This is a genomic window from Paenibacillus sp. MT86, from assembly GCF_058792535.1.
On the sequence record NZ_CM179499.1, the window covers coordinates 1831600 to 1846053 of the forward strand.

Here is a 14454-nt window from a genome sequence, read left to right on the forward strand (position 1 = left end):
TTAAATATAGGACCGTTCGCGTACGATCTTTAATAGATTAAATACAATCGTTCGTTTTTTCAACAATAATTTTTACAGTTCGTCAAAATATTCAATTCATGTCATGTTTTGATGTCCCCGTGCAGGAAAAGGGCATACTATAAGTGACCGAACGCTCCACATGTTGACGTATAACGCCGCAAGCGTCATAATGATAGGAAAACAATCACGAGGGAACCTGCACGTTTTGACAAGGGCGGGTTCCATTTTATATAGAAAGGGAAGAGAAGGACTCCAAAATGGGCATAGAGCGATTACTCGAAAAGGCCAGCGCCTATATAAAAGAACCCGATCTTCTCCGCATCCAGGAAGCTTATGAATTTGCGGAGCAAGCCCACCACGGACAAGTGCGGAAATCGGGAGAACCTTATATTCTTCATCCGCTTGCGGTTGCAGACATCGTGGTGAACATGCAGATGGACACATTGTCCATTATTGCTGCATTGCTTCACGATGTCGTTGAGGATACAACCGTATCGCTCGAGCAGATCCGCGAGCGTTTCGGGGATACCTGCGCAATGCTGGTGGATGGTTTAACGAAGTTGGAACGCATCCAATTCCGATCCAAAGAAGAGCAGCAAAACGAAAATTATCGCAAGATGTTTATCGCCATGGCACGGGATATCCGCGTAATCGTCATCAAGCTGGCGGACCGGCTTCATAATATGCGTACTCTTAAGTACCAATCCGAGGAGAGCCAGCGCCGCATTTCCTATGAAACCTTGGAAATCTTTTGTCCGATAGCCCATCGTCTCGGTATTTCCGCGATCAAGTGGGAGATGGAGGACATTGCGCTTCGTTACTTGAATCCGCAGCAGTATTACCGCATTGCGAATTTGATGCACAAGAAGCGTGCGGAGCGGGAGCAGTACATCGACAACGTCATCGTCTGCATCCGCGAGAAGCTTGACGAGATGGGCATTCAAGCCGATTTGTCGGGCAGACCCAAGCATATCTACAGCGTGTTCAAGAAAATGACGGTGAAGAACAAGCAGTTCAACGAAATTTACGATCTCCTTGCAATCCGCATTATTGTGGACAATATCAAGGATTGTTATGCCACGCTCGGCATCATCCACACCCTGTGGAAGCCGATGCCTGGCCGCTTCAAAGATTATATCGCCATGCCAAAAACGAATATGTACCAGTCCCTCCACACGACGGTGGTAGGGCCTAACGGGGAGCCGACGGAGGTTCAGATCCGCACCTGGGAGATGCATCGAACGGCGGAGTTCGGTATCGCGGCACACTGGGCGTATAAAGAAGGCTCAGCAGGCAACGGGGGCAGCTTCGACAACAAGATGACGTTTTTCCGCGAGATATTGGAGCTGCAGCATGAAACGAAGGATGCGTCGGAATTTGTAGAATCTTTGAAAATGGACTTTTTCTCGGATTTGGTATTTGTGTTTACGCCAAAAGGCGAGGTGATCGAGCTGCCTTCCGGCTCCGTTCCCCTCGATTTTGCCTACCGAATTCATACCGAAGTAGGAAACCGCACCATTGGTGCCAAGGTCAACGGAAGAATCGTTCCGCTGGATCATCAGCTCAAAACCGGCGATATCGTGGAAATTTTGACGTCGAAGCATTCCTACGGTCCAAGCCAGGACTGGCTGAAGATTGCCCAATCCTCGCATGCCCGAAGTAAAATCAAGCAGTGGTTCAAGAAAGAGAAGCGCGAAGAGAACGTCGAGAAGGGCCGCGAGATGCTGGAGCGCGAAATCAAGCGCCTCGGTCTTGACGTGTCCGAGTGGACGACGGACGATAAATTAATGGAAGCGGCCAAGAAATTCGCTTTTAATGATATCGAGGATATGCTATCGGCGGTCGGCTTCGGCGGTATCACTGCCGCGCAGATCTGTACGAAGGTGACCGAGAAGCTGCGCAAGGAGCAGGAGGAAGCCAACCAGCTTGAATTAACCTCCGAGATGAAGGAAATCAAGCCGGCCGAGAAGCGCAGCCGCCCGACCAACGGCGTCCGCGTCAAAGGGATTGATAACCTGCTCGTGCGTTTCGCAAGATGCTGCAATCCCGTACCCGGCGACGATATTGTAGGCTATGTAACCCGCGGCCGCGGCGTATCGGTCCATCGTTCGGATTGCGCGAATCTGCCGACAACGGATGAGGGCGAGGATGCGGCACGCGTGATTGAGGTGGAATGGGAAACGGCCGTCGAAGCGAATTACAGCGTCGATATTGAAGTGACGGGACACGATCGCAACGGATTGCTGAACGAAGTCCTTCAGGCCGTCTCCGAGAGCAAGACGAACATTTCCGCCGTCACGGGTCGATCCGACAAGAACAAAATGGCCATGATCCACATGACCATCCTGATTCGCAATACGGATCATCTCCAATCCGTAGTGGAGCGAATCAAGCGGGTGAAGGATGTGTATACCGTTCATCGGATCATGCAGTGACGGCACGATGCGCTAAGGGAATGGTCCCGGGGTTCATGACGATCCCGGAGGATAATACGAATGCGGTCTGTTATCCTGAGGGAGACAGGCCGTTTTATTTTTTGAAGATGAAGGAGCTAAACCGATGAGAGTGGTCATTCAACGATGCAAGAATGCGCAAGTCACAGTGGATAATGAAATCGTCGGCAAGATTGAAGCGGGATTGATGGTGCTGGTCGGCGTGACGCATGAGGATGAAGAGAAGGATGCCAAATACCTTGCGGAAAAGGTAGCGGGGCTGCGGATTTTTGAGGATGAGGACGGAAAAATGAATTTCAGCGTCCAGGACGTGGGCGGAGCGATTCTGTCGGTGTCCCAATTTACCCTCTATGGAGACACCCGCAAAGGAAAGCGGCCGAACTTTATGGCTGCCGCAAAACCGGATGAAGCGAATGCATTGTACGAGTCGTTTAACCGCGAGCTTTCGGCGAAGGGATTGCAGGTGGAGACCGGGGTGTTCGGAGCGATGATGGACGTGTCGTTGACCAACTGGGGACCGGTGACGCTAATTATCGACAGCCGATCCTAACCTGCGTGGAAAGGATAGCAGCATGCATCATATCGGAGAGATGGGGCATCCTGAGTGAATAATCGAAGGTTGTTATTCGCAAATAAAGGAGCCGTACGAAATGCGTCAATCCCCCAAATTTTCGATATGGAGCAGTTTGCCTGCGACGGTCGGGACCGGAGGCGTCAGGGAAGCAGCCAGCACGGAACGGATGGTTTCGGCGCCGGAAGAATCTGCACAGCTCATCAGCATCAAGGGAAATATGCGGAAGCAGCTGCCCCGATCGTAGATTCAGCACAGCGTCGCGTGTCATAAATGCGGATTTTTATAAGCGGAGCCTGAGATGATCTCAGGCTCTTTTTGACGTTCGCCGATCATCGCCATACTCAAAGCTTCCTTCAGACAATGCCTGTTGCAGCCAAGCTCCGTTCATGGGCCTTTTTCGTGAATTCCGCTGTTATAAAAAAGAGATTCCAGGGTAATAACAAATCGAGGACATTTCAGGAAGGAGACATGCCAGATGAGTAAAGTAGCATTTCTACTAGCCGACCAATTCGAAGATTCCGAGATGAAAACTCCTTACGATGCCGTGAAGGAAGCGGGGCATCAGGCTGATATCATTGGATTGAAACAAGGACAAGAGGTAAAGGGCAAACAGGGCAAGGCTTCCTACACAACCGATAAAGCCATTGCGGACGTCAACATAAACGATTATGATGCGGTGGTTATTCCAGGCGGTTCTTCTCCGGAAAACTTGCGTCTGGATTCCCATATATTGCAGTTTGTTGCAGCAGCGGACAAGGCAGGCAAACCGATTGCCTCGATATGCCACGGGCCGCAAATTTTGGCAAGCGCCGACCTGCTGAAGGGACGCACGATCACTTCCTATCCTCCGCTTCAGGATGATATGGTAAACGCCGGCGCCAACTTTAAGGATGAGGAAGTCGTCGTGGATCGGAATTTCATTACGTCCCGGACTCCGAAAGACGAGCCGGCCTTCGTGCGCGAGCTGTTAAAAGCGCTGTAGGCGCTAAATTAGCTGTATGGTTGTCCATGTAATACCGATCTTTCAAACACACGGGTTGAAAAAAAGGAGGAATGGACATGTCTAGACAAATTCAAGCTTATTTCAGGACGGAAGACGACGCTGAAGGCGCAAGGACGAGGCTGCTGACGTACAACACGGAACAGCTGGAAGTAGGACAGCTTCAGGATTCGGTCCGAAGCGGAGGGAATATCCTCGTGCCGCTGGTGCCATGGGGCAATGCCGGCACGGGCGGAGCTACCGCAGGGGCTACAACGATGGGGGCTCCCGGCGGCGTAGTCGGGGCTCCCGGGGTGATTGTGGGGGCAAGGGATACCAGCCGCGACATCGCCCAGGATCGGACGGACAGCGATGATCTGCCCGGCGACGGATGGCGGGAAGCGGACGTGACCGACGGGGACTATGACGATCTCAGATATACCCTGTCCGTTAAGGTAAGGGACGAGGACTATGATCAGATCGTGCATGATTTGCGGGCGAATAACGCTTATGTGGAGCGATTTGATTAATGTCTGATTAGCAAATAGACCGGCAGGCGATGAGTTACTAAGAAGGGCTTATCCGCCCGAAACGCAAAAAAGGGCTGTTCCTTTGGTGGAGCGGCCCTTTTCAACTCTATGGCATAAAAGCGCTTTCTTGCTTGTAATATAACTGTAATGTTTGTTCAATCTTTCTTTAATATTCCCTGTTTATAATAACAGCATGACCCCCTTTTTTATATAATATATGTTTTGGACCTACAACAGTGGTTTGTAGGTCTTTTTCTTTTTTCGGGAAATTTCTACAAAGTTTCTTGACTTTAGTGCGGCGGTTCATTAGAATCTAAAAATATAATGTTTTGGGTATACTATATTTATGAATAACGGATTTCATGACGGGAACAAGTACTCCATCCCCACAAGACCAGAGAAGAATCCCTTGGCTGTAAGGATTCGCTTGATGAGTGGACGAATGACCTCCCCGAGAACAGACGGCGAAGCAAGCACCGGTTAACCGGTGGGATAGACAGTAGCCGAACTGCGCGGCCGGGCGTTATACGGATGAAGCGGATGGTTGAACACATGTTAGGATGTGTCGCCGCCGGAATGTGGGTGGTACCACGGGTGATAAATTAAACATCTCTCGTCCCTGTTGTCTTAGGACAGCGGGACGGGAGATTTTTTGGTTTCACGGCTTGTTGAGAAATGACTCCCTAGGAGTTTTTCCATAGTTAAACAGATCTAGCAAGGGACATGTTCAAAATGTGAGTATGTCATAGGACGCGGAGGGATGAAGATGGCAAACGAGAAATTCGAGAAGCCGACAGGCACGCAGGACATCCTGCCAGGAGCCGTCGAGAAATGGCAGTTTATCGAGGAAAAGGCACGGGATCTATGCCGGAGGTACAACTACCGCGAAATTCGCACACCGATCTTCGAACAGACCGAATTGTTCGAACGCGGGGTCGGCGAAACGACGGATATCGTAGAGAAGGAAATGTACACGTTCAAGGACAAAGGGGATCGCAGCATGACTCTTCGTCCGGAAGGGACGGCAGGCGTCGTTCGGGCTTACGTGCAAAACAAGCTGTATGGAGAGCCCGATGTCACGAAGCTGTACTATATGGGGCCCATGTTCCGCTATGAGCGGCCGCAGGCGGGCCGATACCGCCAGTTCCACCAGTTCGGCGTTGAGGTGTTCGGCACCGCGGATCCGGCTATCGATGCCGAGGTCATTGCGCTGGGGTACAGCTTCTACAAGGAACTTGGACTGAACGGGGTAAAAGCAGAGATTAACTCCGTGGGAACGCCCGAGGTAAGGGCAGCTTACCGCAGTGCGCTGCTTGCTTTCCTGGAACCGATGAAAGACAGCCTTTGCTCGGACTGCCAGTCGCGCATGGAACGCAACCCGCTTCGCGTGCTGGATTGCAAGAAGGACCAAGGGAAGTTCGGTGATGCGCCTTCGATCCTGGACAGCCTGGACGAGGAGTGCAGCACGCATTTCGAGAAAGTCAAAGGGTACCTGGACGCCATGGGCATCGAGTATGAGATCAATCCAAGACTGGTTCGGGGATTGGACTATTACACGCATACCGCCTTCGAATTCAAGGCCCAGGGCATCGGTGCGATTGATACGGTAGGCGGGGGCGGACGCTTCAACGGTCTCGTCGGCCAGATCGGCGGACCGGATCAGCCGGGCATCGGGTTCGGCATCGGCCTTGAGCGTATCCAATTGATTCTGGAGCATCAAGGCGTCAATCTGTCGGCCTCGAAGCCTTTGGATGTCTATCTGGTGGCGCTGGGTGAAGCCGCCGAGCGGGAATTGGCGAAATTGATCTACGAACTCCGCAGCAATGGCGTGTCCGCGGAACGCGATTATCTCGGCCGGAAAATGAAAGCCCAGATGAAATCGGCCGATCGTCTGCAAGCCCGTTATACCGCCATTCTGGGCGACGACGAGCTGGTGCGGGGCGAAATCGCATTGAAGTCGATGGAGACCGGCGAGCAGCGAACCGTGAGGCTGGATAGCCTGGTACAGGAATTTGTTTAATCGCCGTAAAGCGGCTTAATTATACTAAAGGGGAATGATAACCGATGAAAAGGACGCATCATTGCGGTCACCTGACAACCGCGAACATTGGAGAAACTGTAACACTGAACGGATGGGTACAAACCCGCCGCGACTTGGGCGGCGTGCTGTTCATCGATCTGCGCGATCGCAGCGGCATCATGCAAATCGTATTTAACCCGGATTTCTCCGGCGAGGCATTGGCCGTTGCCGATAAAGTCCGCAGCGAATTCGTGGTGGCCGTATCCGGGAAAGTCGTAAAGCGTGATCCGGAAACGTTCAACCCGAACCTGCCGACAGGCGAAATCGAAGTACAAGTAACCAGCATCGAAGTGCTGAACGCAGCCAAAACGCCTCCGTTCTTTATCGAAGACGGCGTGGAAGTGGATGAGCAGCTCCGCCTGAAGTATCGTTATCTGGACCTTCGCCGTCCGGAGATGCAAAAAACGCTGATGCTGCGCTCCAAAGCATCGAAAGTATTCCGCGACTTCCTCGATGATGAGGGCTTCGTGGATGTGGAGACGCCAATTCTGACCAAGAGCTCGCCGGAAGGCGCGCGCGACTATCTCGTGCCGAGCCGCGTACACGCAGGCGAATTCTTTGCGCTTCCGCAATCCCCGCAAATCTACAAGCAGCTCCTTATGGTGAGCGGACTTGAGCGTTACTACCAAATTGCGCGCTGCTTCCGTGACGAAGACTTGCGGGCCGACCGTCAGCCGGAGTTTACCCAGGTCGACATCGAGACATCCTTCATGGATCGGGAAGACCTGCTGAACATGATGGAGCAGCTGATGGTGAAGCTGTTCAAGGAAACCATCGGCGTTGAGCTGGCGACGCCGTTCCAGCGTATCAGTTATGCCGACGCCATGGGCAAATACGGCTCCGATAAGCCGGATCTCCGCTTCGGCATGGAACTGATCGAAATGAACGACATCGTTGCAAGCAGCGGCGTCAAAGTATTCTCTTCCGTCATTGAAAAAGGCGGCGAAGTGAAGTGTTTGAACGCTAAAGGCTGCGGCACCTGGACCCGTAAGGAAATTGACGATCTCGGACCGTATGCAGCCCGTTACGGAGCGAAGGGGCTTGCCTGGATTCAAGTGAAAGAGGGCGAATTCAAAGGGCCAATCGTGAAATTCTTCAGCGAGCAGGAGATTGAAGCGGTAAGAGAACGCACGGGAGCCGAAGACGGAGACCTGCTGCTGTTCTCTGCAGACAACAAAAAAGTGGTTGCCGACGTGCTTGGCGCGCTCCGTTTGAAAATCGGACGCCAGCTTGGCCTGATCAACGACAACGAATACAAGTTTGCTTGGGTGCTGGACTTCCCGCTGTTCAGCTATGACGAAGAGGCGAAGCGCTATGTGGCCGAGCATCATCCGTTCACCCGTCCAAAAGACGAGGATCTAGAATTGATGGATACGGATCCGCTTGCCGTACGCGCCGAGGCTTACGACATCGTTCTGAATGGATACGAAGTAGGCGGCGGTTCCATGCGGATTTACAAACGCGAGATCCAAGAGAAAATGTTTGCGGCTCTTGGCATGTCGCCGGAAGTGGCGCACGACAAATTCGGCTATCTTATGGACGCCTTTGAGTACGGCACGCCTCCGCACGGCGGAATCGCCTTCGGGTTGGACCGTTTGGTCATGCTGCTTGCCGGACGCACCAATCTGCGTGAAACGATTGCGTTCCCGAAAACGGCAAGCGCAACGGATCTGTTGATGGACGCTCCTTCCCAGGTGGACGGAGGACAGCTGGAGCAGCTGCATATCAAACTCGCCAAGAAGCCGGGCGACGAGAAAAAATAAGCCTGTTGTTCTTGATAAAGGAGGTTGCTTGAATTATGCTGCACCAATTTTCCCGAACGGAATTAGCCATCGGTCCCGAAGGCCTTGAAGTGATGAAGAACAGCACCGTGGCGGTGCTCGGTATCGGCGGCGTGGGTTCCATTGCGGTGGAGGCCCTCGCCCGAACCGGAGTCGGCCGCATCATTCTGATCGACAAAGACGTGGTGGACATCACGAACATCAATCGGCAGATCCACGCGTTAACGACGACGGTGGGTCAGAAGAAAGCGGATTTGATGGTCGATCGGGTCAAACTGATCAATCCGGAATGTGAAGCGATCGCCCTGAACATGTTCTACACCGAAGAAACGTATGAAGAGCTGTTTAAGTACGAGCTGGATTATGTGATCGATGCCTCGGATACGATTATTTATAAAGTGCATTTAATCAAGGAGTGCCTGCGTCGCGGCATTCCGATCATCTCCAGCATGGGCGCGGCCAACAAAATGGACCCGACGAAGTTCCAGGTGGCCGACATCTCCAAAACCTCCATGGATCCGATTGCCCGGATCGTGCGCACCAAGCTGCGCAAGGACGGCATTAAGAAAGGGGTCAAGGTCGTGTTCTCTCTGGAAGAGCCGATGAAACCCCGCCAGGACGTGACGGAGAAAATCGTGCCCGAGAATGCTCCGGAAATCCGGAAGGCGAAGCAGCCGCCGGCAAGCAATGCATTCGTGCCGCCTGTGGCGGGACTGATCATGGTCAGCGTGACGGTGAAAGAGCTGCTCGAAAAAGGCGGCGTCTCGTTGTAACGGGGTGTCAGGACACATTAAACTCGGATCGAGAAAACGATAGACAAAAGGAAGGCAGAAAGAAAGAACAGCCTTTCGGCAAAATTGAGCGTGGTTAACCAAACGCAGTGTCCAGCAATGGACGCTGCGTTTTTTGCTGCCGTGGACAAGCGTTTAGGACAGCAAACCCAAACAATACAATTCCTGTGACAGCGCTTTGCTAGTATATCCCGGCGAGTTGTGCTACAATGGAACTCCTTTTTGTGTCACGGCCCTAAAGCCAGACTTCGATACGAAAAAATATGTTCTTAGGAGGTAACTGAAAGTGTCAGAATCTTTTCAAAGTGCCTATCAAGAAGAAGAGTCAAGGCTAAACGAGGTTATCGTTGAAATTGACCGTCAGCTTGAACGGCTGCGCGGTATTCCGGTATACACGGGCCATGATTTTACGGAGCAGGTGCTCGAGGCAGGCCGGGAAGAGAAACGGCAGGCCCTCGCCAAAAGCTTGCCGGAGCCTTATTTCGGAAGGCTGGATTTCCAAGAGAACGGAACGGGGGCGAAGAAACCGCTCTACATCGGGAAGATAGGCTTTGACAAGGCGGACGCTGGTGATCACCCGATGGTGATTGATTGGCGGGCTCCGGTCGCGAGTTTATTCTACTCCTTTACGGGCGGTACCGATCCGGCTTCGTTCGAAGCGCCCGAAGGAATCATCGAGGGGCTTGTGTATTTAAAACGAAACGTCGTGATCCGCAAGCAAATTTTGGAGCGGGTATCGGACACGTACAATCGGGAAAGCGGCGGACCTGCCGTATCCGATGAGTTTTTGGTCTACCGTCTCGGAGAGAACAAGGATAACCGGCTGCGGGATATCGTATCCACGATCCAAGCGGAGCAGGATAAAATCATCCGGGCGGCCAAGAACACCGCCCTCATCATCCAAGGGGTGGCGGGAAGCGGAAAAACGACGGTGGCGCTGCATCGGCTGGCTTATTTGCTCTACCAGTACAAGGAGCAGGTAACGGCCGAGAAAATGATCATATTCGCGCCAAACCTCATGTTCCTGGATTACATATCCGATGTGCTGCCCGAGCTCGGAGTTGGCGATATTCAGCAGCGGACCTTTGGCGATTGGGCGGCGAAGCTGCTTGATATTCAGCTGTCCTCGGAGGATCATGCGCAGACGCTTCATCAGTGGTTCGAGACGGAACCGGGCCAGGGAACGCCGGATATCGACGACAATGTAAGCGGACGCTATAAAGGCTCATTAAGGCTGATGGAGATCGTCCGTCGCTGCGTGGAGTACGTCGAAGCAGAGGCCCTTCCGGACGGGGATTTCTCTCCATGGGATGGAGCCATCCTGAAGCAGGAGACGATTGCGGAATGGTTCTACCAGGAATATAAGCCCTATCCGCTGGCGAAACGAAAGGAACGGCTGCTCGCCAGATTGCATCGCTGGGTCGAGATGGAGCTGAAGAAATCGCCATCGGCGGCCGTGCTGAAAGAACGGAAGAAAAAAGCGGCACAACGCGAAAAAGCTTATGCCAATCGCTGGCCGAAATTTGAGCCGATCTCATTATATAAACAGTTGTTTGGTGCGGCTAAGGTGACCGGATCATGGTTTGAAGAGCTCTCCGCTCTTATTCCGTCCGAGGTGCTAGCAGACACGCGCAAAGATCTGAAGAAGAATGTGGTCCGGGAAGAGGATTTGCCTGCCCTGCTGTATTTCCACTGCTTGCTGAACGATATTTCTTCAGAACAGCGGTTTGACCACATCGTCATCGATGAAGCCCAGGATTTCTCTCCGTTTCAGGTGGCTGTGCTGGATCTATTCGTAAGAGGACATTCCTTCACCATACTAGGCGATCTGTCGCAGGGCATTCATGCGTATCGCGGCGTGCATGCATGGGAAGAAATGAGCTCCCTGTTCAAGGAAGAGGAAACGGCTTATTTTGCGCTGACGCGCAGTTACCGTTCCACGATGGAGATCATTGAATTTGCCAATGGGATACTGGAGAAGGGGGTCGCAAGCGACCTGCTCGCCGTGCCCGTATTCCGTAGCGGCGATGCCGTCCGCCTCATTCCTTATGATGCCGCGAACGCCAGAAGGAAGGATTTGGAGCGGGCCATGGGGGCGCTCATTGCCAAGGAATACCGGACGGTAGCCATTCTCACCCGCACCTTGCGGGAAGCGAAAGAGCTGCATGAGGAGTTAAGCCCGTCCTGGCCGATGTTGAATCTGATCGATGGCAGCAAAGGAACGTATCAGGGCGGATATTCCGTGCTCCCCGTGTACTTGTCCAAAGGGCTTGAGTTCGATGCCGTTGTGGTGGCGGATGCGGACCGGGCGCATTACGCGGAGAAAGCTTGGGATGCCAAGTTGATGTATGTAGGCTGTACGCGTGCACTGCATGAGCTGTGGCTGCTGCACGGGGAGCCGCTGCCTTCGTATATCATGGCAGAGAATTCAGAGATCATGGCGAGCGGTTGGCCGGCGGAGTAATCGTGCGATTGCGAATCGGCTGTCGGCTCCCGGAATGTCAATAGAGAGAATCGGAAGTCCCGCAGGGATTCACATGGCAGCATGTGTTAGCCTCTGCGGGACTTATTTGTTGTGCAGGGGCTTGTTAGGGGGTTAACCAAGCATTTGGTAGGAGGAGCCCAGATTTTCGATAAACCGGATCAAAGTCCAGACAGCAAGGATGGAACAGGCAACGGCCAGAAGGATGAAGAGGGTCATTTTTCGCATAGGCTTTCGTTTCAATTCCATAGTCTCCCTTCGTGGATAGTGGTTAAGCGACACGCTTCATAACAAGACCTCGTCGTCATCCTCACTCCGGATTCCCTGCCTGTACTCGTAAAGCATGATGGCTGAACGTATGAAGACGTATAAGCCGAGCAGGAACTGCAGGATAAGAACGGCATACAGCAGGTTCATCGCCAGTCTCTCATCGTCGAGGTAACCGGGGCCGAATGTTTCTTGTAAAAGATGATAGGTGCTGGCATGAAGGTAGAGCCCCAGTATACTGAACGTCATATGGATCACCGCGTTATACAATTTGCGTACGGATTTTTTGCGAGTCGTCATCACATTCTCCCCAGATCAGGCTTTTCAAACGCTTCCCTATTATATGAAACGCTTCCGGTTCGATAAAAGTTGGATATGATCAAAATAAAATGCAATATCCGAGCCATGGGACGAATGAAGCGTAGGACAGGAAGTTGCCGCAGCGCAGGCACGGCGAATTCGAATATGATATGATAGAGCGTGATGGATTGAATGGAATCGACTTATTTTTGCATCGATATCAGACAAGGAAGTGTAGCCATGGATTTATTCAGTATCGGGCGTGAAGGGGACCGGGACTCCCGGCTGCTGGCCGATCGGATGCGCCCTTCGTCGCTGGATGAATATATAGGACAAGAGCATATTATCGGACCGGGCAAACTGCTCCGGCGGGCCATAGAGGCAGACCAGGTCTCATCGATTTTATTGTACGGCCCGCCGGGATGCGGCAAAACAACGCTTGCGCATATCATATCCCAGCAAACGAAGGGGCATTTCGTTCGGCTGAACGCGGTGGAAGCCACGGTCAAGGACGTTAGGGAAGTCATTGAACAAGCCCAGAGCAACCGCAGCCTGTACGGTACCAAAACGATCCTGTTTTTGGATGAGGTGCACCGCTTCAACAGCTCCAGACAGGATGCGCTGCTGCCTGCCGTGGAGAACGGCACGATCATATTTATCGGCGCGACGACCGAGAACCCCTTTCATTATGTCAACGGGGCTCTAATGAGCCGGTCCACTTTGTTTCAGCTACAGCCGCTGACCAAGGACCATTCCATGATCGCGATGCGGCGCGCGCTGATCGATCAAGAAAAGGGTCTTGGGTTCATGGATCTCAAGGCCGATGAGGAAGCGCTGGAGCACATTGCAGCCATGGCGAACGGGGATATCCGGCGTGCACTCAATGCGCTGGAGCTGGCCGCGATGACGACGCCGCCGGACGCAAGCGGTACGGTCCATATCACGCTGGAGGTGGCGGAGGAATCGATTCGCCGGCCTACCGTGCGTGCGGACGAGTCCACGCAGTATGATGTGCTGTCCGCTTTTCACAAGAGCATTCGGGGCTCCAGCGATGCAGCGCTGTTCTGGTTTTTGTATGCAGTCGAAAAGCTCGGCATGGACCCGATGGTGTTCATCCGCCGCCTGATTGCTGCCAGCAGCGAGGATATCGGGCTGGCCAATCCCCAAGCCATGGTGCAGGCGGTAAGCGCATTGGATGCCTACCGGAACAACGGCTGGCCGGAAGCCAAGCTGAATATCGCCCAGGCGATCCTGTTCGCCGTGGAGAGCCCGAAATCCGATGGCGTTGTATCCGCCATATCCCGCGCGATGTCCGCCATGGATGAAGTGAAATCGGCGGAGGTTCCGCTGCATCTGCGCGATGCGCATTACTCGGGGGCGGTTAAGCTGGGACATGTCGGCTACAAGTACCCGCACGCTTATCCGGGCCATTACGTGAAGCAGGAGTATTTGCCGAAGGAGCTCTCCCGCCGGGTGTTCTATCAGGCCACGGAGCAGGGGAACGAAGCCAAGATCGCCCACAACCAGCGATTACGACGCGAAGAATAGGGTCGTATGGCGATAACGGGATTTACGGCCGCTAGCTTAATTAAATGGAGGAAATGAATGATGAAAACAGGGAAACAACGGTTTGTCATCCTGCTGCTGTCCGCCGGCCTTATGCTGAGCGGCTGTTCGGGAAAAAGCGCCCAGGAGCAGGTCGCAGGTGGACAGGCAGCCGAGGCGGCGCATGAGCACGGACATCAGACGCAGCTGTCCAACGGGGATATCCAGGAGGCGACGTCTTCGATCGATGAGCTGCCGACCTTTTTGAAGAGCCAGACCAGCGAGCTCCAAACGATTTATGCTTTGTCCGCGCAGGTGAGTAATGTCCTGAAATACATTCCTTGTTACTGCGGCTGCGGGGAAAGTGCCGGTCATGAGAGCAACCTGAACTGTTTTATCGATGAGATTCAGGAGGACGGCACGGTGGTGTGGGACGATCACGGCACCCGCTGCGGGGTGTGTTTGGACATTGCCGTGGAATCTGCCAAAATGAGCAGCGAGGGTATGAGCTTAACGGATATCCGGACCGCGATCGACGAGAAATACAGCACCGGCTATGCCAAGCCGACGCCAACCCCGATGCCGCCTGTGGAAAGTTAAATTGTCATCGGTCAAACAAGAAGGTACCCGATGGTGATCCAAGGATCGCCC

At 53.2% G+C, this 14454-nt stretch carries 13 protein-coding genes; 11 read left to right on the plus strand and 2 right to left on the minus strand.

Annotated elements, in window-relative coordinates; all coding sequences use genetic code 11:
• Positions 1-278: 278 nt before the first annotated feature.
• From AC3RCL_RS07905 to AC3RCL_RS07945, 9 genes are all read left to right on the plus strand, one after another.
• Complete coding sequence (locus AC3RCL_RS07905) at positions 279-2456, plus strand: RelA/SpoT family protein (RefSeq protein ID WP_009592739.1); 2178 nt, start codon at positions 279-281, stop codon at positions 2454-2456.
• Between the two features lie 124 nt (positions 2457-2580).
• Complete coding sequence (dtd, locus tag AC3RCL_RS07910; protein ID WP_192569311.1) at positions 2581-3024, plus strand: D-aminoacyl-tRNA deacylase; 444 nt, start codon at positions 2581-2583, stop codon at positions 3022-3024.
• A gap of 100 nt (positions 3025-3124) precedes the next feature.
• Complete coding sequence (locus AC3RCL_RS07915) at positions 3125-3292, plus strand: hypothetical protein (RefSeq protein WP_009592793.1); 168 nt, start codon at positions 3125-3127, stop codon at positions 3290-3292.
• 231 nt (positions 3293-3523) lie between these two features.
• The gene (locus tag AC3RCL_RS07920; RefSeq protein ID WP_009592768.1) at positions 3524-4030 is read left to right on the plus strand and encodes a type 1 glutamine amidotransferase domain-containing protein; all 507 of its coding nucleotides are present in this window, start codon (positions 3524-3526) and stop codon (positions 4028-4030) included.
• Between the two features lie 77 nt (positions 4031-4107).
• On the plus strand, positions 4108-4557 hold the full coding sequence (locus AC3RCL_RS07925; protein ID WP_492535115.1) for a hypothetical protein: 450 nt from the start codon (positions 4108-4110) through the stop codon (positions 4555-4557).
• 766 nt (positions 4558-5323) lie between these two features.
• The gene (hisS, locus tag AC3RCL_RS07930; protein ID WP_192569309.1) at positions 5324-6577 is read left to right on the plus strand and encodes a histidine--tRNA ligase; all 1254 of its coding nucleotides are present in this window, start codon (positions 5324-5326) and stop codon (positions 6575-6577) included.
• Positions 6578-6621: 44 nt separating this feature from the next.
• The gene (gene aspS / locus AC3RCL_RS07935) at positions 6622-8400 is read left to right on the plus strand and encodes an aspartate--tRNA ligase (protein ID WP_009592809.1); all 1779 of its coding nucleotides are present in this window, start codon (positions 6622-6624) and stop codon (positions 8398-8400) included.
• A 35-nt stretch (positions 8401-8435) separates the two neighbouring features.
• Entirely contained in the window at positions 8436-9191 is a 756-nt protein-coding gene (locus tag AC3RCL_RS07940; RefSeq protein ID WP_009592791.1) for a tRNA threonylcarbamoyladenosine dehydratase, read from the plus strand.
• Positions 9192-9495: 304 nt separating this feature from the next.
• Positions 9496-11673, plus strand: a complete 2178-nt coding sequence (locus AC3RCL_RS07945) for a HelD family protein (RefSeq protein WP_492535117.1) — start codon at positions 9496-9498, stop codon at positions 11671-11673.
• 132 nt (positions 11674-11805) lie between these two features.
• Here AC3RCL_RS07945 and AC3RCL_RS07950 read toward each other — a convergent pair whose 3' ends face one another.
• On the minus strand, positions 11806-11934 hold the full coding sequence (locus AC3RCL_RS07950) for a hypothetical protein (protein WP_492535118.1): 129 nt from the start codon (positions 11932-11934) through the stop codon (positions 11806-11808).
• Positions 11935-11976: 42 nt separating this feature from the next.
• Positions 11977-12258: a hypothetical protein gene (locus AC3RCL_RS07955; protein WP_096772940.1), complete on the minus strand. Its 282-nt coding sequence runs from the start codon at positions 12256-12258 to the stop codon at positions 11977-11979.
• A 240-nt stretch (positions 12259-12498) separates the two neighbouring features.
• Between AC3RCL_RS07955 and AC3RCL_RS07960 the strand changes: the two genes are divergently transcribed.
• Both AC3RCL_RS07960 and AC3RCL_RS07965 read left to right on the plus strand, forming a co-directional pair.
• Complete coding sequence (locus AC3RCL_RS07960) at positions 12499-13806, plus strand: replication-associated recombination protein A (protein WP_492535120.1); 1308 nt, start codon at positions 12499-12501, stop codon at positions 13804-13806.
• Between the two features lie 57 nt (positions 13807-13863).
• Positions 13864-14403 (plus strand): PCYCGC domain-containing protein, encoded by a 540-nt coding sequence (locus AC3RCL_RS07965; RefSeq protein ID WP_492535121.1) that lies wholly within the window; start codon positions 13864-13866, stop codon positions 14401-14403.
• Positions 14404-14454: the final 51 nt, after the last annotated feature.

Bases quoted from the DNA above. Each gene is read 5' to 3' on its own strand.
- AC3RCL_RS07960 (WP_492535120.1), top strand. From the start codon at position 12,499: ATGGATTTATTCAGTATCGGGCGTGAAGGGGACCGGGACTCCCGGCTG.
- dtd (WP_192569311.1), top strand. From the start codon at position 2,581: ATGAGAGTGGTCATTCAACGATGCAAGAATGCGCAAGTCACAGTGGAT.
- AC3RCL_RS07905 (WP_009592739.1), top strand. From the start codon at position 279: ATGGGCATAGAGCGATTACTCGAAAAGGCCAGCGCCTATATAAAAGAA.
- AC3RCL_RS07925 (WP_492535115.1), top strand. From the start codon at position 4,108: ATGTCTAGACAAATTCAAGCTTATTTCAGGACGGAAGACGACGCTGAA.
- AC3RCL_RS07940 (WP_009592791.1), top strand. From the start codon at position 8,436: ATGCTGCACCAATTTTCCCGAACGGAATTAGCCATCGGTCCCGAAGGC.
- AC3RCL_RS07915 (WP_009592793.1), top strand. From the start codon at position 3,125: ATGCGTCAATCCCCCAAATTTTCGATATGGAGCAGTTTGCCTGCGACG.
- AC3RCL_RS07965 (WP_492535121.1), top strand. From the start codon at position 13,864: ATGATGAAAACAGGGAAACAACGGTTTGTCATCCTGCTGCTGTCCGCC.
- hisS (WP_192569309.1), top strand. From the start codon at position 5,324: ATGGCAAACGAGAAATTCGAGAAGCCGACAGGCACGCAGGACATCCTG.
- AC3RCL_RS07920 (WP_009592768.1), top strand. From the start codon at position 3,524: ATGAGTAAAGTAGCATTTCTACTAGCCGACCAATTCGAAGATTCCGAG.
- aspS (WP_009592809.1), top strand. From the start codon at position 6,622: ATGAAAAGGACGCATCATTGCGGTCACCTGACAACCGCGAACATTGGA.
- AC3RCL_RS07955 (WP_096772940.1), bottom strand. From the start codon at position 12,258: ATGACGACTCGCAAAAAATCCGTACGCAAATTGTATAACGCGGTGATC.